The organism is Ruegeria sp. BG8 (assembly GCF_056538325.1).
This window is the reverse complement of the sequence record NZ_JBQFSZ010000003.1, coordinates 83473-105317: the sequence shown is the minus strand read 5'-3', so window position 1 is coordinate 105317 and position 21845 is coordinate 83473. Positions and strand designations below refer to the sequence as shown.

The 21845-nt window shown below is 57.1% G+C and carries 21 protein-coding genes; 12 read left to right on the top strand and 9 right to left on the bottom strand.

The genetic code is table 11. The annotated features are described in order from the left end of the window. Nucleotides 1-2: 2 nt before the first annotated feature. Nucleotides 3-467 carry a (2Fe-2S)-binding protein gene (locus ACR0DG_RS08025; RefSeq protein ID WP_480696041.1) on the bottom strand — a complete coding sequence of 155 codons (465 nt, stop codon included), beginning with the start codon at nucleotides 465-467 and terminating at the stop codon, nucleotides 3-5. 98 nt (nucleotides 468-565) lie between these two features. Between ACR0DG_RS08025 and ACR0DG_RS08020 the strand changes: the two genes are divergently transcribed. Continuing rightward, complete coding sequence (locus tag ACR0DG_RS08020) at nucleotides 566-1144, top strand: TetR/AcrR family transcriptional regulator (RefSeq protein WP_480696039.1); 579 nt, start codon at nucleotides 566-568, stop codon at nucleotides 1142-1144. Here the strand turns inward: ACR0DG_RS08020 and kynU are convergent. After that, nucleotides 1137-2330 carry a kynureninase gene (gene kynU / locus ACR0DG_RS08015; protein ID WP_480696037.1) on the bottom strand — a complete coding sequence of 398 codons (1194 nt, stop codon included), beginning with the start codon at nucleotides 2328-2330 and terminating at the stop codon, nucleotides 1137-1139. The two genes, ACR0DG_RS08020 and kynU, sit on opposite strands and share 8 nt — an antisense overlap. Nucleotides 2331-2534: 204 nt before the next feature. Between kynU and ACR0DG_RS08010 the strand changes: the two genes are divergently transcribed. From ACR0DG_RS08010 to ACR0DG_RS07980, 7 genes are all read left to right on the top strand, one after another. Next, nucleotides 2535-2984, top strand: a complete 450-nt coding sequence (locus tag ACR0DG_RS08010; protein WP_480696035.1) for a methyltransferase family protein — start codon at nucleotides 2535-2537, stop codon at nucleotides 2982-2984. 130 nt (nucleotides 2985-3114) lie between these two features. Next, nucleotides 3115-4686 (top strand): Re/Si-specific NAD(P)(+) transhydrogenase subunit alpha, encoded by a 1572-nt coding sequence (locus tag ACR0DG_RS08005; protein WP_480696033.1) that lies wholly within the window; start codon nucleotides 3115-3117, stop codon nucleotides 4684-4686. 13 nt (nucleotides 4687-4699) lie between these two features. Continuing rightward, nucleotides 4700-6151: an NAD(P)(+) transhydrogenase (Re/Si-specific) subunit beta gene (locus ACR0DG_RS08000; RefSeq protein ID WP_480696031.1), complete on the top strand. Its 1452-nt coding sequence runs from the start codon at nucleotides 4700-4702 to the stop codon at nucleotides 6149-6151. A gap of 151 nt (nucleotides 6152-6302) precedes the next feature. Beyond that, nucleotides 6303-6659, top strand: a complete 357-nt coding sequence (locus ACR0DG_RS07995) for a VOC family protein (protein ID WP_480696029.1) — start codon at nucleotides 6303-6305, stop codon at nucleotides 6657-6659. A gap of 106 nt (nucleotides 6660-6765) precedes the next feature. Beyond that, a complete protein-coding gene (locus ACR0DG_RS07990; protein WP_480696027.1) occupies nucleotides 6766-8043 on the top strand; it encodes a DUF3422 family protein in 1278 nt (425 codons plus the stop codon). A gap of 68 nt (nucleotides 8044-8111) precedes the next feature. Next, the gene (locus ACR0DG_RS07985; protein WP_480696025.1) at nucleotides 8112-9254 is read left to right on the top strand and encodes an MFS transporter; all 1143 of its coding nucleotides are present in this window, start codon (nucleotides 8112-8114) and stop codon (nucleotides 9252-9254) included. A gap of 18 nt (nucleotides 9255-9272) precedes the next feature. Then, the gene (locus ACR0DG_RS07980; protein ID WP_480696023.1) at nucleotides 9273-10436 is read left to right on the top strand and encodes a M20 aminoacylase family protein; all 1164 of its coding nucleotides are present in this window, start codon (nucleotides 9273-9275) and stop codon (nucleotides 10434-10436) included. Between the two features lie 47 nt (nucleotides 10437-10483). On the opposite strand, the gene ACR0DG_RS07975 is transcribed toward ACR0DG_RS07980, so the two are convergent. Beyond that, nucleotides 10484-11806, bottom strand: coding sequence for a 3-deoxy-D-manno-octulosonic acid transferase (locus ACR0DG_RS07975; RefSeq protein WP_480696022.1), 1323 nt, complete (start codon nucleotides 11804-11806; stop codon nucleotides 10484-10486). 1 nt (nucleotide 11807) lies between these two features. Next, the gene (gene moaA / locus ACR0DG_RS07970) at nucleotides 11808-12815 is read right to left on the bottom strand and encodes a GTP 3',8-cyclase MoaA (protein WP_480696021.1); all 1008 of its coding nucleotides are present in this window, start codon (nucleotides 12813-12815) and stop codon (nucleotides 11808-11810) included. A gap of 89 nt (nucleotides 12816-12904) precedes the next feature. Between moaA and ACR0DG_RS07965 the strand changes: the two genes are divergently transcribed. Further along, entirely contained in the window at nucleotides 12905-13321 is a 417-nt protein-coding gene (locus ACR0DG_RS07965; RefSeq protein WP_480696020.1) for a hypothetical protein, read from the top strand. On the opposite strand, the gene ACR0DG_RS07960 is transcribed toward ACR0DG_RS07965, so the two are convergent. From ACR0DG_RS07960 to glmU, 4 genes are read right to left on the bottom strand one after another with little or no spacing between them, the layout of a single operon-like run. Next, complete coding sequence (locus ACR0DG_RS07960; protein ID WP_480696019.1) at nucleotides 13309-13998, bottom strand: DNA alkylation repair protein; 690 nt, start codon at nucleotides 13996-13998, stop codon at nucleotides 13309-13311. The genes ACR0DG_RS07965 and ACR0DG_RS07960 overlap by 13 nt on opposite strands. After that, nucleotides 13998-14540, bottom strand: a complete 543-nt coding sequence (locus tag ACR0DG_RS07955; RefSeq protein ID WP_480696018.1) for a pyridoxamine 5'-phosphate oxidase family protein — start codon at nucleotides 14538-14540, stop codon at nucleotides 13998-14000. Before ACR0DG_RS07955 ends, ACR0DG_RS07960 begins: the two co-directional genes overlap by 1 nt. Nucleotides 14541-14543: 3 nt before the next feature. Beyond that, nucleotides 14544-16364: a glutamine--fructose-6-phosphate transaminase (isomerizing) gene (gene glmS, locus ACR0DG_RS07950; protein ID WP_480696017.1), complete on the bottom strand. Its 1821-nt coding sequence runs from the start codon at nucleotides 16362-16364 to the stop codon at nucleotides 14544-14546. Nucleotides 16365-16367: 3 nt separating this feature from the next. Beyond that, nucleotides 16368-17723: a bifunctional UDP-N-acetylglucosamine diphosphorylase/glucosamine-1-phosphate N-acetyltransferase GlmU gene (gene glmU, locus ACR0DG_RS07945; RefSeq protein ID WP_480696016.1), complete on the bottom strand. Its 1356-nt coding sequence runs from the start codon at nucleotides 17721-17723 to the stop codon at nucleotides 16368-16370. A 134-nt stretch (nucleotides 17724-17857) separates the two neighbouring features. On the opposite strand from glmU, the gene ACR0DG_RS07940 reads away from it, so the two are divergent. The 3 genes from ACR0DG_RS07940 (at nucleotide 17858) to ACR0DG_RS07930 (ending at nucleotide 21077) form a co-directional block, all read left to right on the top strand. Then, a complete protein-coding gene (locus ACR0DG_RS07940) occupies nucleotides 17858-18529 on the top strand; it encodes an HAD-IA family hydrolase (protein WP_480696014.1) in 672 nt (223 codons plus the stop codon). A gap of 39 nt (nucleotides 18530-18568) precedes the next feature. After that, the gene (locus tag ACR0DG_RS07935; protein ID WP_480696012.1) at nucleotides 18569-19759 is read left to right on the top strand and encodes a DegT/DnrJ/EryC1/StrS family aminotransferase; all 1191 of its coding nucleotides are present in this window, start codon (nucleotides 18569-18571) and stop codon (nucleotides 19757-19759) included. Between the two features lie 154 nt (nucleotides 19760-19913). After that, nucleotides 19914-21077 (top strand): isovaleryl-CoA dehydrogenase, encoded by a 1164-nt coding sequence (locus tag ACR0DG_RS07930; protein ID WP_480696011.1) that lies wholly within the window; start codon nucleotides 19914-19916, stop codon nucleotides 21075-21077. A gap of 49 nt (nucleotides 21078-21126) precedes the next feature. Here the strand turns inward: ACR0DG_RS07930 and ACR0DG_RS07925 are convergent, their stop codons facing one another. After that, the gene (locus ACR0DG_RS07925) at nucleotides 21127-21732 is read right to left on the bottom strand and encodes an OmpW/AlkL family protein (protein WP_480696009.1); all 606 of its coding nucleotides are present in this window, start codon (nucleotides 21730-21732) and stop codon (nucleotides 21127-21129) included. Nucleotides 21733-21845: the final 113 nt, after the last annotated feature.

Here is a 21845-nt window from a genome sequence, read left to right as displayed (position 1 = left end):
TCTTAGGCCTCCTTCAACTTGGCGGCGGCGTCATGGATTGCAGCCCGAATGCGCGGATAGGTTCCACAGCGGCACAGGTTGCCCTGCATCGCATCGTCTATGTCCTGATCCGTGGGTGTGGGGTTTTCCGCCAGCAACGCTGCGGCCTGCATGATCTGGCCAGACTGGCAATATCCGCACTGTGCGACCTGATGATCGACCCAGCTTTGTTGGATCGTGGTCATTGCATCTGGCGTGCCGAGACCTTCGATCGTGGTCACATCACCCCATACATCGGAAAGGGCGACCTGACAGGATCGCACGGCCTCACCATCAATGTGGACTGTGCAGGATCCGCATGCTGCAACCCCGCAGCCGAACTTGGTGCCTGTCAAACCGATTTCGTCCCGCAGGACCCACAAAAGCGGTACATCGTCAGGCAGATCAACCTGATGGGTCTTTCCGTTGATTTTAAGGGCGGTCGCCATGGCGCACCTCTCTTGGCTGTGGCTGGTTTCTGACATAATTGTCGCAAAGTGTCAGGATGTCAATTGACAAAATATACAAAAAATGTCAGAGCGGATTCATGAAAGACAAATTGGACGATCCGAAACAACAGGCGATCCTTGCTTCGGCGCTTGAGGCGTTTGCGATTTACGGGTTTCGCAAAACCTCGATGGATGACATCGCGAAGGGCGCGGGAATGTCGCGCCCTGCTGTCTATCTGCATTACAAGAACAAAGAAGCTATCGTGCGTAGCCTGACCCAGGCGCACTATGCAGAAAAGATTGAAAACGTGGCGCTGGCCCTGTCGGGTGAGGGCAGCGTTTCGACCCGTCTGATGCAGGCAATTGCGGCACAGATTGAGGGGATGGCAGCCATCCTCGCTTCGCCCCACGGTATGGAGATGCTGGATACCAGTAAGTCCATGGCTGCCGATATTCTGTCAGAGGGCGAGGGAACATTGACGTCCCTTTATGCCGACTGGTTAAGGCGCGAGGACGAAGGCGGGCGGGTGCATCTGCCGAACGGACCAGACGAAACGGCCAAAACCATCACGGCAACCCTGATGGGCGTCAAACTGACAGCAGCCAGCGCTGATGAGTTCGAGCAACGCATTTCCCAGTTGGGGCAACTACTGGGCGCCGGGTTAGAGGTCAGGTAACGCGCTGCCGCACTTTGAATTCGGGCTTGTCCCAGAGCTTGTTTGCGATGATATCGGCAAGAATGTCGACAGCCTGCTCGACATCGTTTTCATCAATGTACAACGGTGTGAATCCGAACCGCATGACATCAGGCGCACGGAAATCTCCGATGACGCCCCGCGCGATCAGCGCCTGCATGGCCGCATAGCCATCGGTAAAGCGGAAAGAGACCTGACTGCCGCGCTGTGCTGGGTCACGGGGGCTGGCAAGATGCAGGTCGGGGCAGGTGGCCTCGACCCGCTTTATGAACAACTCGGTCAGTTCTATGGATTTGGCGCGCACGTCTTGCATTTCTGCCATGTCCCAGATGTCCATTGCGGCGGACAATGCGGTCATCTGCAGGATCGGTGGCGTGCCGACGCGCATCCGTTCGATCCCGTTTCCGGGGCGGTAGTCCAGATCAAAGGCAAAGGGGGCTTCGTGTCCCAGCCATCCGGAAAGGGCAGGGCGCACGCGATCCGATAAACGTGGCGCGACGTAGATAAACGCAGGCGCGCCGGGCCCGCCGTTGAGGTACTTGTAGGTGCACCCCACCGCGAAATCCGCGTTGCAGCCGGAAAGATCGACCGGGATCGCTCCGGCAGAATGGGCAAGATCCCAGACCGTAACAGTGCCGTTTGCGTGGGCCTTGTCCGTCAACGTTTTCATGTCATGCATCCGGCCTGTGCGATAGTCGACCTCGGTCAACATCAACACGGCGATGTCTTCGGTGATGTTTGCTGCGACATCCTCTGGTTCAACAACGCGCAGCTCATAGTCAGGACCAAGCGATCGCAGCAATCCGTCAACCATATACAGGTCCGACGGGAAATTGCCGCTGTCTGACAGTACGACCTTGCGGTCAGGGCACAGCTCTAACGCTGACGCGACCGCCTGATAGACCTTGATTGACAGTGTGTCGCCGGTCACGACGCTTCCCGGTTCCGCGCCGATCAAACGCCCAATCCGATCCCCAAGCCCGGTCGGCAAGGCCATCCAACCGGCTTTGTTCCAACCGGTGATCAACATCTGACCCCATTCATCGGTCATCATTTGACCCACACGGTCAGACGCGGCCTTGGGCAAGGGTCCAAGCGAATTACCGTCTAGATAGATCATGCCTTCTGGCAGGTGGAACATGGCTTTGGTCGCTGAAAAATCGGTCATGCAGGGTCCGCTGTCGTGATGAAATGATGGTTTGGAATTGGCTACCCGAAGCGGATCGTGCTGTCCATCTGTGCAAATCCAGCGACAAGAACTGCAATAAATTGCTGCGACTATCTGGAGTTTTGATCTTCCTGTCGGAAAGCGGTAGACCATCTGTCGAAAACGACACTTTTTTCGAAAGTGACAGACAGGTAACACGCAAGAATGCAAAAAATCGACATCCCTCCGATCTGGCTGTTGGGTGCTGCGTGTCTTGCGTGGCTACAATCGCGCTATTTCTCGCTGGGCCTTTCGTTGGACGGTTGGCTTACGGATCTACTCAGCGGGATCCTGATTGGCGGGGGTGTCATTCTTGCGATTTTGGCGGTCATGGAATTTCGCAAGTTCAAGACGACGGTTTTTCCGCATCAGGTTCCATCGTCCATGGTGCAGACCGGAATATTCAAGCGTAGCCGGAACCCGATTTACCTTGGCGATGTGCTGATACTGACCGGATTGATCCTGCGTTTTGATGCGGTTCTGTCTTTGGTTCTGGTGCCGATATTCGTCTGGCTTTTGGAACGCAGATTCATCCTGCCCGAAGAAGACCGCCTGCGCCGAAAGTTTCGAGCGGACTTTGCCCGCTATGAAAAGCAAACCCGGCGTTGGATCTGAGGATGAACAAGGAATGACGTAAAGTGACAGATGCTGCGGTTGCGAAACAATCTTTCGCAATGTAGATGAGGGCTTGATGAAAAATGCAAGATGTATGCGCGAACATATCGAAAATTAGGGGGACCCACCGTTGAAGATAGGAACGCCAAAAGAAACTTTTGACGGTGAGAACCGGGTGGCGATGACGCCGGACTCGGCGCGTCAACTGCAGAAGCTGGGGTATGACTGCCTGATCGAAAAGGGTGCAGGTGTTGCCGCAGGCTTTTCCGATGCAGCCTACGAAGAGGCCGGCGTTGAGGTTATCAAAACCGCCGCTTCGCTTTGGAAAACGGCGGATATCGTCGCCAAAGTGCGGCAACCCAATGAGACGGAGCTGAAGCGCCTGACCAAGGGCAAGACTTTGATTTCATTCTTCAACCCGGCTGGGAATGAAGAGGGGATGGAAGTCGCCAAATCCAAGGGCGCGAACGTGATTGCCATGGAAATGGTGCCGCGTATTTCGCGCGCACAAAAGATGGACGCGCTGTCCTCGATGGCCAATATCGCGGGCTATCGGGCCGTTATCGAAGCGGGTAACAACTTTGGCCGGTTCTTCACTGGTCAGGTGACTGCTGCCGGTAAGGTGCCGCCTGCTAAGGTTCTGATAGTTGGTGCGGGTGTCGCAGGTCTGGCGGCTATTGGCACGTCCACATCGCTGGGCGCGATCACCTATGCGTTCGATGTGCGCCCCGAGGTGGCCGAACAGGTTGAGTCCATGGGGGCTGAGTTCGTCTATCTGGACTTCGAAGAAGAACAGCAGGACGGCGCGGCAACAGGCGGTTATGCCTCGGTCCAGTCGGAGGAATTCCGCAACGCTCAGCTGGCCAAGTTCCGTGAGCTGGCACCGGAAATGGACATCGTCATCACGACGGCGCTTATTCCCAACCGCGAAGCGCCCGAGCTTTGGACCAAGGATATGGTCGAAAGCATGAAGCCGGGTTCGGTTATCGTGGACCTCGCGGCTGAAAAGGGCGGCAACTGTAAGCTGACCGTCGCGGACGAGAAAATCGTGACCGACAATGGCGTGACCATCATCGGCTACACTGATTTCCCAAGCCGGATGGCGTCGCAGGCATCGTCGCTTTATGCAACGAACATCCGCCATATGATGACCGACCTGACCCCTGAAAAGGATGGTCAGATCAATCACGACATGGAAGATGACGTGATCCGGGGCGCAACTGTGACCCATGAGGGTGAGATCACCTTCCCGCCGCCGCCACCCAAAGTTCAGGCGATCGCGGCGCAGAAAAAACCCGAAGTCAAAGAACTGACGCCGGAAGAGAAGAAGGCGCAAGAGATTGCCGCATTCAAGGCGCAAACCAAGCAGCAGTTCACCTTGCTGGGTGTCGGTGGCGCGCTGATGTTGCTGGTGGGTCTGGTTGCCCCGGCCAGCTTCATGCAGCACTTCATCGTGTTTGTGCTGGCAGTATTCGTGGGCTTTCAGGTGATCTGGAATGTCTCGCACAGCCTGCACACTCCGTTGATGGCGATTACCAACGCGATTTCGTCGATCATCATCGTCGGGGCGCTCATGCAGATTGGGTCGGGTTCCTTCCTGGTCATTCTGCTGGCGGCGTTGTCTGTCTTCATGGCCGGGATCAATATCTTCGGCGGCTTCCTCGTCACACGGCGCATGCTCGCCATGTTCCAGAAATCCTAAGGAGGTCGGGCATATGATTGGCTTTACTTCTGCCGCCTACGTTGTCGCGGCTGTCCTTTTCATCCTGTCCCTTGGTGGCTTGTCGAACCAGGAAAGCGCAAAGCGCGCCGTCTGGTACGGCATCGTCGGTATGGCGCTGGCGGTTTTCGCCACTCTGGTTGGTCCCGGTTCCGGCCTGTGGTTACTGTCGATCCTGTTGATCATCGGCGGGGGCCTGATCGGTCAGTATGTTGCGAAACGGGTCCAGATGACCGAGATGCCGCAGCTGGTGGCTGCGATGCACTCGCTGGTCGGTCTGGCAGCTGTTTTCGTGGGTTTCAACGCGCATTTCGAGATCGGGAACGTCGCGCAGGTCATGGCCATTGTGGACTCGGCTTCGCAGGCTGACTTGTCCGATCTGGGCGCATTTGCCAAACTCATCGCCAAGAAAACACCGGCCGAGCTGGCCATCCTGCATGTTGAATTGTTCCTCGGCATCTTCATCGGTGCGATTACCTTTACCGGTTCTGTCGTCGCCTATGGAAAGCTTGCGGGTAAGGTGACCTCGGCGGCGACCAAGTTGCCGGGTGGCCATGCGCTGAACGCGGCTGCTGCGGGCCTCTCGTTCATCTGTCTGATCTGGTACACCAGCTCGGGAGGGTTCTTCCCACTGTTCCTGATGACGCTGGCGGCGCTGTTTATCGGCTATCATCTGATCATGGGCATCGGTGGGGCGGACATGCCGGTGGTTGTTTCGATGCTCAACAGCTATTCCGGCTGGGCCGCGGCAGCGATTGGTTTCAGCCTTGGCAATGACCTGTTGATCGTCGTTGGTGCGCTGGTTGGATCGAGCGGTGCGATCTTGTCGTATATCATGTGTAAAGCCATGAACCGACATTTCGTCAGTGTGATTCTGGGCGGCTTTGGTGGCCCGCAGGGCGAGCAGATGGCGGTTGAGGGCGAGCAGATTGCAATCGAAGCGGATGGCGTTGCTGCCGCTCTGAACGATGCCGACAGCATCGTCATCATCCCTGGCTACGGTATGGCAGTTGCGCAGGCGCAGCAGTCGGTGTCCGAACTGGTCCGCAAGCTGCGTGCCAAGGGCAAGAACGTGCGCTTCGCAATCCACCCCGTTGCCGGTCGTTTGCCGGGTCACATGAACGTGCTGCTGGCCGAGGCCAAGGTGCCTTACGATATCGTGCTGGAAATGGACGAGATCAACGAGGACTTCCCTGAAACAGATGTGGCAATTGTCATCGGGTCCAATGACATCGTGAACCCGGCGGCTCAGGAAGATCCCAACAGCCCGATCGCCGGTATGCCGGTTCTGGAATGCTGGAAGGCCAAGCAGGTCTTTGTGTCCAAGCGTGGGCAGGGTACAGGGTACTCGGGCATCGAAAACCCGCTCTTCTTCAAAGAGAACACGCGCATGTTCTATGGCGACGCGAAAGCCAGCCTGGACAAGTTGCTGCCGATGATCGAGTGATCGGGTGGTATAGTTAAACTGCAAAGGGCGCCTTCGGGCGCCCTTTTCTTTTTGGTTCGGATGGGGGCTTTGCCCCCAAACCCCCAGGATATTTTTAGCCAGATGAAGCATGCGGGATGTGCTAGGATCAGTGACGAAAGCGAGGTTGGCGATGGAGACAGTGAACGGCATCGGCGGTGTGTTCTTTCGGGCGCGTGACCCGCAGGCTTTGACGGAGTGGTATGAAAAACATCTGGGCGTGCATCATTTCGATCCGCTTCCGTGGAAGCAGAGAGAGGGGTACACGGTTTTCGCCCCCTTCGCGCAGGACACTGAGTATTTTGGGCGGGCCGATCAGCAATGGATGATCAACTTCCGTGTTGATGATCTGGCCGCGTTGACGAGGCAATTGGAAGCGGCGGGAATCTCGGTTGAAACGCACGATGAATGGAATAGCGAGGTAGGACAATTTGCCCGCATTCACGACCCGGAGGGTAATCCGATCGAGCTGTGGCAGCCTAATCAATGACATAGCGGCTTTGCATACCGTTGTATCCATGTAAGCGTATGAAATAAAACAGAATTGATGTCTGGGCGGCGTGTCGTATAGTGCGTCTGAGCATACGGAGCCACGAATGACGCCCATTGAAGACCACCCCCTGCGCTATGCCCTTGCAAACGAACTGCACGCGCGCCCCTTTCCTGTGGCGTCGTCCCCGTGCACCGTGGTTTTCTTGGCGATCAAGAAGCCGGCGGCTGCTGTGGCGCGCGACCGGGGCGAAGACATGGCTCATCTGCTCAAGTTGCTGGATCGCCATGGGGCACAGCACCCTCAACCTGAGGCGACGCATTATGCTGGGCAGATTGGGCGCCATTGGCTGAAGTGGGAACAGCATACCGAATTCGTCACGTATACTGCGATCACGCAGAACGTTAGTGAACGTGCGTTTAACCCGGCTGATTTCGAGGTGTTTCCGATGGATTGGCTACAGGAAAGCCCCGGGCAACGGGTGACTTCGGCCATGATCCGCGTGGTGGAGAGGGGACCGGATCAAGCGGTCAAATCCGCCTTAGCGGATTGGTTCGAGCCGGAAAGCCTTGCAGTGGCGCGTGTTCTGGATGACGCCGCAGTCTGTGCCAGTGACTTCCGGATCGATACCGCTGGTCATATGAGGTTTGCCCTGTTCGTTAGCGAAGGAACGAAACAGCGTAGAACCGGGCGGATTATCCAGCGGCTTTGCGAGATTGAGACCTACAAGGCAATGTCCATGCTGGGGTTCGCCCGCGTCAAAGAACTGATGCCGCGCATTGGCGAACTGGACGGAAAGCTGACCGAATTGATGGGGCAGATGACTGATAACTCAGCCCATCCAGACAAGTTGTTGCCGGATTTATTGTCCACGTCGACAGAGTTGGAGACGATATCCGCGCAGTGTTCCTTTCGGTTTGGGGCCACCGGGGCCTATGAGGCGATCGTTAACCAGAGGATCGAAGTCCTGCGAGAACAAAGGTTCGAAGGACGGCAGTCTTTCGCGGACTTTATGATGCGCAGGTATGATCCCGCTATTCGCACCGTGAAGTCTACAGAACGACGTCTGCAAGCGCTGTCAGATCGGGCAATCAGGGCAGGTGAGTTGCTGCGAACCCGGGTGGACGTAGAGCGGAGTGCGCAGAACCAGGCTTTGCTGGAAAGCATGGATCGTCGCGCTGACCTTGCCTTGCGCCTTCAACATACGGTCGAAGGTTTGTCGGTGGTTGCGATCAGTTACTATGCAGTCTCATTGGCGAGCTATCTGCTCTATCCTCTGACCAAGGCGGGGATCAGCAAGGGTATGTTGACAGCCATTGTAACCGTACCTGTCGTTTTGGGCGTTTGGTTCGCGATCAGAAGGATACGAAAGCGGCTTGAGTAATCTTCGTTTGCCAATCGGTCCGCCAGCTGTAGTAGTGGCGTGATCTGGTGCAAAGCAAAGGAAGACGGGTGATAGGTATCGTAGCTGCTTGGCGGGCCGTGGCGGCGATGTTCATTCTGAACGGCGCATTGTTCGGTATTTGGGCCTCGCGCATTCCCGCCGTTCGAGATCACCTTGGCCTGACGCACGAGGCACTTGGGCTGGGTTTGCTGTTCATGGCGGCGGGGGCTGTGTGTTCTTTCCCAATCACCGGGCGTTTGACGGATCAGTTCGGAGCGGTCGCCATCACGCGTGTGATCGCTGTTTTGTATACGTTTTCCCTGATCCTTTTGGCTTTGGCGGGCGGATTTTGGTCGTTGGCCGCTTTTTTGTTTGTGTTCGGGGCTTTTCATGGGTCGATGGATGTCGCCATGAACGCGTGGGCTGCCGAGGTTGAGCAGGCATACGACAAGCCGGTTATGTCGTCGTTTCACGCGATGTGGAGCTTGGGGGCAGGGTTGGGTGCCCTCAGCGGCTATGGCGCGGTGCAACTTGGTCTGACTGTCCTTGAACACTTTCTGCTGGCCGGGGGCGTTGTAGTGGTGTTCGCGTTGGTGTCTTCGTGGGTCAGGTGGACGTCGCGCCGGACGACCTCAAGCGGAGGCGTGGTGTTTGCGATGCCCTCAGGGGTGCTGGTTCTGGTCGGTTTGACTGCGATGTGCAGTGCGCTGAGCGAGGGCGCAGTTGCAGATTGGAGCGCGATTTTTTTGCGGGATGTCACCGGAGCGTCGGAGAGTGTCGCCGCGCTTGGCTACGCTGTTTTCTCGGTAACAATGGTGGCAGTCCGTCTGGCAGGTGGCGTCGCTATCGCGCGGTTTGGTCCGATCATAACGGCACGTTTTGGCGGTCTCTGTGCTGCATTGGGCGTTTTCGCGGTTGTTGCGACCGGAGAGGCAACCGTGGCTTTGGCGGGTTTTGCATTGATGGGTGTCGGCTTAGCCGTCATGATGCCGCTTGCGTTCAGCCGGGCAGCAAACGACCCTAATATTCCTCCGGGGCAGGCCATCGCCAGTGTGGCGACGTTGGGGTATGGCGGTCTGCTCATCGGGCCGCCACTTATTGGGTTTTTGGCAGAGATGCTTACATTGCGTCTGGCGTTTACCGCATTGCTGCCGCTTGCGCTGCTGATTGTTGTGCTGGCAGGTGCGCTGAGGCCGGCCGTCGACGACTGACTTTGAGGGGAGAACCAAATGCCGATCAAAAACCGCTTTGCGGAATTGCAGGGTGAAATCACCGAGTGGCGGCGCGACATTCACGAAAACCCTGAAATCCTGTTCGAGACACACCGGACGAGTGCTCTGGTTGCGGAAAAGCTGAAGTCGTTCGGATGTGATGAAGTCGTCACCGGAATCGGCCGAACTGGTGTCGTTGGCGTCATCAAGGGTAAGGCCAACACGAGCGGCAAGGTCATTGGGTTGCGGGCTGACATGGATGCCTTGCCGATCCAAGAGGCCACCGGGCTTGATTATGCCTCTAAGACGGACGGCGCCATGCATGCGTGCGGGCATGACGGGCACACCGCGATGCTGTTGGGCGCGGCCAAGTATTTGTCAGAGACAAGAAACTTTGACGGGACCGTCGTCGTAATTTTTCAGCCCGCCGAAGAAGGTGGCGGAGGTGGTCGCGAGATGTGCGACGACGGTATGATGGACCGCTGGAACATTCAGGAGGTCTACGGGATGCATAACTGGCCCGGGCGTCCCGTCGGCAGTTTTGCAATTCGTCCCGGCGCGTTTTTTGCCGCCACTGACCAGTTTGACATTACGTTTGAAGGCAAGGGCGGACATGCCGCGAAACCGCATGAGACCGTGGATACGACAGTGATGGCGGCTCAGGCTGTTCTGGCCTTGCAGACAATCGCATCGCGCAATGCGGATCCAGTTGATCAAATCGTCGTTTCGGTCACGGCATTCGAAACGTCCTCGATGGCGTTCAATGTCATCCCACAATCTGTCAAGCTAAAGGGCACCGTACGGACCATGAGCGAAGGGATGCGCGATCTGGCCGAGAAACGCATCAATGAGATCTGTAACGGAGTGGCTGCAACCTTTGGCGGCGTTGCAGATGTAACCTATTACCGTGGGTACCCGGTCATGGTGAACAGTGACGTGCAAACCGACTTTGCGGCAGAGGTCGCGCGCTCGGTCGCGGGGGCTTGCGATGACGCGCCGCTGATCATGGGGGGCGAGGATTTCGCCTTTATGCTTGAGGAACGACCGGGTGCTTATATCCTCGTCGGCAATGGGGATACGGCTGCCGTACACCATCCCGAATACAACTTTAATGATGAGGCTATTCCGGCAGGCTGCAGTTGGTGGGCCGAGATCGTCGAGCAGCGGATGCCTGCCCTTTGAATAGCCGGTCAACGTGGGGGCTCTGCCCCCACACCCCCGGGATATTTTCAGCCAGATGAAGAAGGATCCCCTGCGTCCAGTTCAAGCTGGGTGCACAGAGTGTCGACGATGTCGTCCAACGCTGTGTTTTGTGTATTCACGCAGGACTGCGCCGCCTGACGCGCTGTGTTCAACGCAGATGGATCAGAAAGCCACTTTGCCACAGCCTTTGCCAAGTCTGAGGCCGTTTGGACCTCGAGCGCGCCTCCGGTTTCGACAAGTGGGGCGAATGTTTCGGCAAAGTTGAAATACCCGGGACCCGTAAGAACTGCCGCGTTCGCCTGTGCAGGCTCAAATGGGTTGTGGCCGCCGATTTCTTTTAGCGAGCCGCCTAGAAACACGATCGGGCAGAGCGCGTACCATGTGCCCGTTTCACCCAAGGTATCTGCGACATAGACCTGAGTATTATCGTTGATGGCTTCGTTTTTGGATCGCAGGGCCGAACTGAGCTGCGCTTGAGTTACGAGCGTTTTTACGTCTTCGCGACGTTCGGGGTGGCGCGGGACAAGCAGGAGCAGAAGGTCAGGCCACTGTTTCAGCAATTCACTATGCGCTTCCAGCACGGTTTCTTCTTCGCCTGCGTGGGTCGAGCTGGCGATCCAGACCGGTCGGTCACCGATCTGCTGCTGCACGGCTGTCAGGGTTTGTGGGTCTACGGGCAATGGGTCTGACATCGCTTTGAGATTTGTGCCGGGTTTAACGCGATCCCGGGTGGCACCCATGTCAATCAGATTGGCTGCCGTCCGGTCGTTCTGCGTTAGAAACAGTACAAACTGGTCCAATATGAACCGTGCCGTTTGAGGTCGTTTTTTCCAGCCAGCGACTGATTTTTCCGACAGGCGTGCGTTTAAAAGGGCAAGCGGCGCGCCGCGAGAGGCTGTTTCCACGATGAGCCGCGGCCAGATTTCGCTTTCGACGAAAATGCCCGCATCGGGCCGCCAGTGGCTGAGGAACCGAGTCACGGGACCACCTGCATCCAGCGGTGGGTACTGATGCCTTGTCCGCGGGGGCATGCGCCTTTCTATCAACGCGGCAGATGTTGGGGTGCCGGAGGTGATCAAAAACTCGGCAGTTGGCAGGCGTTCACCCAAACGTTTGATCAGGCTGATGACGGAGAGTGTTTCTCCAACGCTTGCAGCGTGAAACCAGATCAATAGACCATCGGGTCGCGGCTGGCTGGCGTGGCCCAGACGCTCATGTTGGCGGGCTGTCGGCACATTGGCAGCCAACATCTTTTTCCGAACGGTGTGCCATATGACAGGAGCAGCGACAGCAGTGGCGCCGCAATACAGTTGGTAAAGCAGCGTCGGTCGGCCAGATATGTCAGGCATGTCAGCCGCCTGTATGGCTCATGTGGCGGCTCATCTTGCCATCCACCGCCTGACGGGAATAGTCGAAATCATGACCTTTTGGTTTAAGGTTGATCGCGGCGCGAATTGCGTCTTCCAGGGGCTCTTCGGTATCGGGGTGATCGCGCAATGGCGCACGTAGATCGGCCATATCCTCTTGGCCCAGGCACATATACAACTCACCCGTGCAGGTCAGGCGAACGCGATTACAGCTTTCGCAGAAGTTATGAGACAGGGGCGTGATAAAGCCGATTTTCTGCCCAGTTTCCTCGAGCCGCACATAACGGGCGGGGCCACCTGTGCGTTCGGCCAGATCGGTCACCGCGTAGTGGTTTTCGTATTCCTTGCGAACGTCCTTGAGGGACCAGTATTGATCCAGACGGTCTTCGTTGCCGATATCGCCCATTGGCATGACCTCAATCCAGGTCAGGTCCATGTCGCGCTCGGCACACCAATTTGTGATGGTGGAAAGCTCTTGCTCGTTAAACCCTTTCAGGGCCACGGCGTTGATCTTGACACGCAACCCCGCCTTCTGCGCCGCATCAATGCCGTTCAGAACCTGTTTCAGTCGACCCCAGCGAGTGATCGCGGCAAACTTGTCATCGTCCAAAGTGTCAAGCGACACGTTCACGCGGCGCACACCGGCTGCATACAAGTCATCAGCAAAGCGATGAAGCTGCGATCCATTTGTGGTCAGCGTCAGTTCCTTTAGGGCGCCGCTGTCCAAATGCCGGGTCATCGCATTGAAAAAAGACATGATATTTCGGCGCACAAGGGGCTCACCGCCCGTGATGCGCAGTTTCTCGACACCCATGCGCACGAAGGCCGAGCACATCCTGTCCAGCTCTTCCAGCGTCAGCAGGTCCTTTTTGGGTAGGAACTTCATGTCTTCGGACATGCAATAGACGCAACGGAAATCGCAGCGGTCCGTGACGGAGACGCGGAGATAGGTGATGGCACGAGCGAACGGGTCGATAAGCGGAGCTGTCATGCGACATAGGTAAAGCGGCGACTGCCCTGCGACAAGGGGTATAGTGCTTTGGTCTGGTACAGGTCCGCGCAGAAGGGTAGGATTCCTATATGAGATACGTTCTGATCACTTTGTGTTTTCTAATAGCGGGTTGCGATGCTGTTCGATCCACAACGGATCGCGTATTCAAACGCGAAGCACCCGCAGGCGAACCCGAGGTTGCCGCCGTAGAGGAAGTTGCAGAGCCTGAACCGCTGCCAGCGACTGCTGCTGGCTGGATCGGTGCCAAGACGACGGTCGCCAGCCTTGGGGACCCAACGACACCGGGTCGGTGGCTTCAGACGCCTCTGGTCGATACGGAATTCACGGGCCGGGTGCTTGTCCCGAGGACCGGCGCGCAGGCCTATATCACTTTGGTTCCCGCGCCGGGGCCCGAAAGCGGCGGCAGCAGACTTTCTTTGGATGCGATGCGGGCGCTGTTGCTACCATTGGATGAATTGGTTGAACTGGAGGTCTATGCCAATTGATCCTTGAGGTATTTGCCGGCTTCGCGGCGCGCGAAGGGTTTCATCGCGTCACCGTGGAGTTTTAGAAAGTCTATGACTCTGTCTTGGTCGTGTTTCGACAATTCGCGCAACCACCAGGCGATGGCCTTTTGAATAAACCAATCACGGTCTGATACATAGTTTGCCGCCCAGTCCAAAATCCGATCCCGGCGTTCTAAATCCGCAGGTTTTGGGTGGTTCTGCTTCGTCCATGGCAGTGTTGCGACAAGCGCGGCGCGCCGGGTCCACATATGATCCGAGGCTGTCCAAACCTCGATCTGGTCCAGCCGGGCGGGATCCGCAGACACGCGTTTCTGCATCGCTATGCAAGCGTGATCAGCAACCGCCCATGCGTCAAAGTCCGGCAGCCAGCTTTGCAGCAGTTCCCAAACGGCGTCGTCTGGTCGAATTCGGGCCTGCGTCAGCAACTTGGCAGCGGCAAGGCGGGTTTCATGGATGTCCATTTGCCAAAGCGCGTCCGCCAGATCAACGCGCGCGGCCAGGTCCAACTCTTGCCGCCATGCCTTGGTCAGATCGTTCAGGACCGGATTGGCAACACCCAGATAATCACGATCAACCTTGTGATACGCGGCCATCTGTTCTGCCCGTTCGGGATCCGCATATGCTTTGATTTGGTCCAGATAAGGGCCTGCCGACATCAGCTTGGCACTCGGGTCGGTTTACCGTCGATGGTCTGCTGGTTTTTCTCAACCCAATAGGCGCGGATATCGTCATCAGACTTACCGTCTACCCATTTCTGCATCGTGTCGCGCTCTGAATTGTAGTCCATGAAAGGAACTGCATATCCGCAAGAGGTCTGAACAAGATCAACGTCCAGAACATAGATCTGGCGGGCGCTGCGATGCTCGGGGAACAACGCGGCCAAATCGTCCCAGCCTTCATCGCCCACGTGCAAGGTGCGCGCCGTGCCATATGTACGCAGGATCAGGGGGCGGGTCGTGAAAGAGCACCACATCAGCGTCATTCTGTTGATGTCCAACAGATGTCCTGCTGCTTCATTACCGCTGCCCGTAAGATTCATCCAAACGATCCGGTTCGGGCCCAGGATGCGCAGAGAATCCATTCCCTTGGGTGAGATGTTGACACGCCCCTCTGTTGCGGCGGTGCCGACAAAGAACATGTGCTGGTCATTGATGAATTTCTGCTGAGCTTCATCGAGCGAGGGGAATTGCTTGGCCATGGATCACTCCACCGTGACTGATTTCGCGAGATTGCGTGGCTGGTCGACATCCGTGCCCTTGGCCACCGCTGTATGATAGGCCAGCAATTGCGCAGGAACCGAGTACAGGATCGGCGCGAGGCTGGGATGAACATGTGGCATACGGATGGTGCTCCATACCCCGTCTTCCGCCTCGGCTATACCATTGTCGTCCGAGACCAGAATGACCTTGCCTTTGCGCGCCATGACCTCTTGCATATTGGAAACGGTCTTGTCGAATACCGCATCTCGCGGGGCCATCACGACCACTGGCATATGTTTGTCGATCAAGGCGATGGGGCCGTGCTTTAGCTCACCTGACGCATAACCTTCGGCGTGTATGTAGCTGATTTCTTTAAGTTTTAGCGCACCTTCCATTGCCAGGGGGTACATCAATCCACGCCCCAAAAACAGTACGTCGCGCGCCTCTGATAGGCGCTGGGCCGATTTGCGGATGGCAGCGTTCTGTTCCAAAGCTGTGTTCAGTACTGACGGCAATCCCCGCAACGCCGCCGCGTGATCGGCGAGCTCCTCGTTCGTCAAGGTGCCGCGGTCAGTCGCGGCCTTGAGCGCCAGCATCAACAGGACACTCAACTGACAGGTAAACGCCTTCGTCGAGGCCACACCGATTTCGACCCCTGCATGGATAGGCAGCGCAATATCGCTTTCACGCGCGATCGAGCTTTCGGGCACGTTGACCACCGAGACAACTTTGTCTGCTCTGCCCTCGCAATACCGCAACGCGGCCAGAGTGTCGGCAGTCTCGCCGGATTGGCTGACAAACAACGCGGCCGTTCGTTCTGCAATTGGGGGTTCGCGGTAGCGAAATTCGCTGGCAATGTCGACTTCAACCGGCATCTTCGCAAGTTGCTCGAACCAGTACTTCGCAGTCAGACAGGCATAGAATGCAGTACCGCAGGCCACCATGGTCAAGCGGTCCAGTTTGGTGAAATCAAGTTCACCGGGCAGAACGACCTGATCCCCACCTGTGCGCAAGTATGATCGAATGGCTTCGGCTACGACCACGGGCTGTTCCGCGATCTCCTTTGCCATGAAATGCTTGTGGCCGGCTTTGTCCGCGCGCGACTGGTCCAGTTTGATCTGCCGAACCTCGCGATTGACCAATTCGCCGGCCTCGCTGCGGATCTCAAGCGAGGTGCGGGTCAGAACGGCGCGATCCCCTTCTTCAAGATAGGTGATCCGATCCGTCAGCGGCGCAAGCGCGATGGCGTCCGAGCCGACAAACATTTCACCGTCACCGTGACCGATCGCCAGCGGAGAGCCTTTGCGTGCGGCGACAATCAGGTCATCCTGCCCGTCGAACAAAAAAGCCAACGCAAATGCGCCCTCCAACCGGTCGATGGTACTGTTTGCAGCCTCAACAGGTGAAAGGCCGGTTTTCAGAAAATGCTCGGCCATAAGCGCAACGGTTTCAGTGTCGGTTTCGGTTACGAAATTCACACCGTGCTCAGCCAACTCGGCCCGCAACTCACGATAGTTTTCGACGATGCCGTTGTGAACCACAGCGACGGGTCCAGCTTGGTGGGGGTGCGCGTTTGTGACCGACGGCGCCCCATGCGTAGCCCACCGCGTATGACCGATGCCTGACTTGCCCGGCAGAGGGTCATGCACCAGCAGATCGCTCAGGTTGACAAGCTTTCCGACGGCCCGACGACGACCAAGTGCACCGCCGTTGACCGTTGCGATCCCTGCGCTGTCATAGCCGCGATACTCAAGACGTTTCAGCGCTTCGACCAGAATGGGGGCGACTTCATGCTCGCCCAGAACACCTACGATCCCGCACATGGGTCAAGCTCCTTTGTCGCGGCGAGCCTTTTTCGCCTTCAACATGTCAAACAACTTGCGCGCATATCCGGATTTGTTCTCTTGTTTGGCGCGCGCTACGGCCAAGGCGTCGGGTTCGACATCGCGGGTTACGACCGTTCCGGTTGCAGTCATCGCCCCGTCGCCCACTTGTACCGGAGCGACCAGCATCGTGTTGGATCCGATGAACACGTTTTCACCAATCGTGGTCTTGTGTTTCATCACGCCATCATAGTTGCAGGTGATTGTGCCGGCCCCGATATTCGTTGCAGCACCTACTGCAGCATCCCCGATATAGCTGAGGTGATTTACCTTGGCACCTTCGGCGATCTCGGCATTCTTAATTTCAACGAAATTTCCTATGCGCGTGTCCTCGGCCAGTTCTGTGCCGGGGCGTAGGCGCGCATATGGTCCCACGACTGCGCCACGGCTGACATGACAGCCCTCAAGGTGCGAGAACGCACGGATCGTCGCGCCGCTCTCAACAGTGACGCCGGGCCCAAAGACCACATTCGGTTCAATGACCGTGTCCCGCCCAATGACAGTATCCGCAGACAGATAAACGCTTTCAGGTGCCATCATGGTGACGCCCAAATCCAGCAGTGCGCGGCGGGCGCGGATTTGGAATTCAGCATCTGCCGCAGCAAGGTCGGCGCGGGAATCCACGCCCAGCGTTTCGGCCTCGTCGCATTTGATGGCGGTTGCGCTCAGCCCGCGCGCATTTGTCAAAGCGGCAAGTTCGGTCAGGTAGTACTCGCCAGATGCGTTGTCGTTTCCGACTTGATCTATCAGGTCGAACAGCAAGGTCGCATCGCAGGCCAGTAGGCCGCTGTTGGTGAAGCGGATCGCTCGTTGTTCTTCAGTGGCGTCCTTGTATTCCACGATTTCGACCAGCCGGTCGCCCTCCATGATCAGGCGACCGTACCGGGGTTGAACTTCGGCGATGTCAAAACCGAGCATGACAAGATCATGCGCGGCGCGGGCATCAATCATGCGCTTTAAAGTGTCTGGCTCGATAAACGGCGTGTCGCCGTAAAGGACAATCACATTTCCCTGGAACCCGGCCAATGCATCACGGGCCTGTGCCACCGCGTGCGCCGTGCCCAGTTGTTCTTCCTGCCGGACGACGACGGCTGTTTCATCTTCGGTTTTGGCGGCCTTTTCGACGGCTTCGGCGCCATGCCCCGTAACGATCACTGTGCGCTCGGGCTCGAGATGTGCGGCTGCGCGCATAGCGTGGATCAGCATCGGTGTCTGTGCGATCGGATGCAGAACTTTTGGGATGTCCGAATTCATCCTGGTGCCTTTTCCCGCGGCAAGGATGACAAGGGCGGTGCTCATGAAATCGTTTTCTCTTTGTGTTTTGTTGCCGTCCGTTTTATCCGCTGAGGGCAAAGGCGCAAGCGGTTCAACCATCAAACAAGATTGCCGTTTGCAACAAGACGTGGCGAAAACCCGCCGAGGCAGGAGGCAAAATGCGCACAGTTATTTTCGATCTGGATGGCACTTTGGCCGACACCTCCGGTGATCTGCTTGAGGCCGCAAACCATTGTTTCCGCCACATGGGTCACGGAGATGTCCTTGTTCATGGGCAGGATGCGGCGGTTGCGTTACGTGGGGGGCGCATGATGTTGACCCATGGGCTGAAACGGGTCGATGCGTTTCATGAGCAGACAATTTTGGATTACTATCCGATGCTGCTGGACGCCTATGCGCGGGCCATCGACACTCATACAAAGTTTTATCCGGGCGCTTTGGACGCGGTCGAAGCGCTGAAGAAGGCGGGTTACGGTGTAGGGATATGCACAAACAAACCCGAAGGTTTGGCGCATCAACTGTTGTCGCAGATGGGGGTTCGGGATCATTTTGCCTCATTGATCGGTGCAGACACACTAGCGGTCCGCAAGCCAGACCCTGAACCTTTGCGCGAAGCTGCACGCAGGGCAGGGGGTCACCCGGATATGTGTGTACTAATCGGGGATTCGGATACAGACCGGAACACGGCTCGCGCCGCCGGAGTGCCGTCGGTTCTGGTAACCTTCGGTCCGTCTGGGGATGATATGGCTGCATTGGAACCCGAAGCTCTGCTGCATCGCTTTGATGATCTGCCCGACGTTGTTGAAGCATTGATCGGTGCGGCGGCTTAATCACTTGACCGGAACTGCACTCGGCCTCAGAACAGGCATATGACGGAAAGCTTTACTGGCAGTTTCACCCAACAGGAACCCATCCCCGAAGAGGCGGTCGAGGCGGCAATGGCCGTTCTGCGTCACGGACGATTGCACCGTTATAATGTTGTGCCGGGTGAATTGGGCGAGACCGCGCTTTTGGAACAGGAATTCGCCGGCCAGATGGGGGCGAAATACTGTCTGGCGGTTTCTTCCGGGGGATACGCGCTGGCAACGGCTTTGCGGGCCGTTGGCGTGCAGCCCGGCGATCCGGTTTTAACCAACGCCTTTACGCTGGCACCAGTCCCGGGATCTATCGCCTCGGTCAGTGCAAAGCCGGTTTTCGTGGGCGTGACCGAAAGTTTGACGATTGATCTGGACGATCTCGAAGCCAAGCTGGATCAGGCGCGGGTTTTGATGCTGAGCCATATGCGCGGCCATCTTTGTGATATGGATCGTCTGATGCAGATGTGCGACGCAGCCGGGGTAACGGTCATTGAAGATTGCGCGCATACCATGGGCGCTGCCTGGCGAGGGCAGCTGTCAGGGCGGCAGGGTGCAATTGGATGCTATTCCTGCCAGACATATAAACACGTCAATTCCGGTGAAGGCGGTTTGCTGATCACCGATGACGAGGAACTGGCAGCAAAGGCCACGATGCTATCGGGGTCCTATATGCTGTATGAGCGCCATCTTGCGGCGCCGGGACCTGAGGTATTTGAACGGATCAAATACACCACGCCCAACGTGTCAGGCCGTATGGACAATCTGCGGGCTGCCATTCTGCGCCCTCAATTGCGCGATCTGGACCGGCAGGTGCGGCGCTGGAATGAGCGTTATTCTGAACTTGAAACCGGCTTACGCGGCACGCCGGGTTTAACCATCGTTGAGCGGCCAGAGGCGGAAACGTTTGTTGGATCCTCCATCCAGTTTTTGTTGTTGGATTGGTCCTCCGACCGGATTGCGGATGTGATCCGACGTTGCGCTGGACGTGGAGTGGAGTTGAAGTGGTTCGGGGGGGCGGAACCCACAGGTTTCACGTCGCGCTATGACAGTTGGCGTTACGCGGATAGCGATCCTTTACCTGCAAGCGACCGGATATTGGCAGGCGTTATGGATATGCGCGTGCCGCTGACTTTTTCCCTTGAAGATTGCCGCCTGATTGCGCGGATCATTCGCGCCGAGGTTGGGGCGGTCTTTCAATCGTAACGAAGCGGAGTGCGCTTTCCGCGCACGCTCGATAGCTGGCGCCGCTGCCCCTGACGGGACAGCGGTGTGTTTCTGTGCGGCGGTCGTTGACCGCGATTGGAAACGCTGATATTTATTGAACAACCGTTCATTAAAGCGAAAGAGGAGATCGCAAATGTTCACGGCGACCATGCAATTTGATCTGGGTGAAGATGTGAACGCCCTTCGTGAAATGGTGCACCGTTGGGCGCAGGAGCGGGTCAAACCAATAGCGGCAGAGGTCGACGCGTCGAACGCATTTCCGAACGAACTATGGCGTGAGATGGGGGATCTGGGGTTACTGGGCATCACCGTTTCAGAAGAATATGGCGGTGCGGGGATGTCCTATCTGGCCCATACGGTCGCTATCGAGGAAATCGCGCGGGCGTCTGCGTCGGTATCGTTGTCGTACGGGGCACATTCGAATCTCTGTGTGAACCAGATCAAGCTGAATGGGACGGATGAGCAGAAAGCCAAATATCTGCCGCGGTTGATATCGGGCGAGCATATTGGGGCTTTGGCGATGTCCGAAGCCTCGGCTGGATCAGATGTCGTGTCGATGAAGTTACGAGCGGAAAAGCGCAATGATCATTACCGTTTGAACGGCAACAAGTACTGGATCACCAACGGGCCGGACGCGGATACTCTGGTGGTTTATGCCAAGACGGATCCGGAAGCCGGTTCAAAGGGTATTACGGCGTTTCTGATCGAAAAAGAGATGACGGGATTCTCGACCTCACCCCATTTCGACAAGCTGGGGATGCGCGGGTCAAACACGGCGGAACTGATCTTTGAGGATGTTGAGGTCCCGTTTGAAAATGTTCTAGGCGAAGAAGGCAAGGGTGTGGCCGTTCTGATGTCCGGTCTGGACTACGAACGCGTCGTGCTTGCCGGGATCGGGACTGGCATCATGGCGGCCTGTTTGGATGAGGTCATGCCTTATCTGGCCGAACGCAAGCAATTCGGGAAACCTATTGGCAGCTTCCAACTTATGCAGGGAAAGATAGCCGATATGTATACTGCGATGAATTCGGCACGCGCCTATGTGTATGAAGTTGCCAAGGCCTGCGACCGGGGCGACGTCACCCGCCAGGACGCTGCGGCATGCTGCCTATACGCATCCGAGGCTGCGATGACGCAGGCGCATCAGGCTGTGCAGGCGATGGGTGGCGCAGGTTTCCTGTCCGACTCGGCGGTCAGTCGTATTTTCCGGGATGCCAAGCTGATGGAAATCGGCGCGGGCACCAGTGAAATCCGCCGGATGTTGATCGGGCGCGAATTGATGAACGAAATGCTCTGACAAAAAAGCCCCGCAACTTTGTCAGCTGCGGGGCGTTGTCTGAAAAGGATCAGAAGCGATGGACGTAAGTTACGCCGATCAGCCACGGATCAATCTCGGCCTCACCGATATCTACGCCGTCAAGCGAAACATCCGAGTCGATGTCGAACCAGCGAACGTTCAGACGAACTGCGCCTTGCTCGGTGATCGCATAGTCAAGACCAGCTTGCAGCGCGATGCCGACCGAATTGTCGAGCTCGAGGTCGCCGAGCGGAGAGTTTTCGTCGAAGAAGATGGTGTAGTTGACGCCCGCGCCGACATACGGCGTCCACGCGCTGCCGGTGTCGAAGTGGTAGTTCAGCGACAGGGTGGGAGGCAGGTGCTTGAGGCTGCCTGCGTCAACGCTGCCGCCCAAAGTAACCTCATGGCTGAACGGGGTCGCGGCCAGCAATTCGATGCCCAGGTTGTCGCGAACAAAGTATTCGACGGTGAAGATCGCGCTGACATCGGAATCGACCTCGGCGTCGAACCCGGCCAGGGTGCCATTGTCAGATTTGGGGTCCAGATAACCGGCACCGATACCAACGGTCCAGTCGCCTTGGGACTGAGCGAAAGCAGGAGCGGCAAGCGCCATAAGCGCGGTGGAAAGGGTCAATGCGACGAGTTTTTTGGTCATTTTGCAACCTTTGAATATGTTGATGAAGGCGTTTTGCACGAGGACAGGGCGGAAAACTCTGATCTGCATCAAGTTTTTGTGACATGGCAAAACCTTGCCTCCGGGCAAAGTGT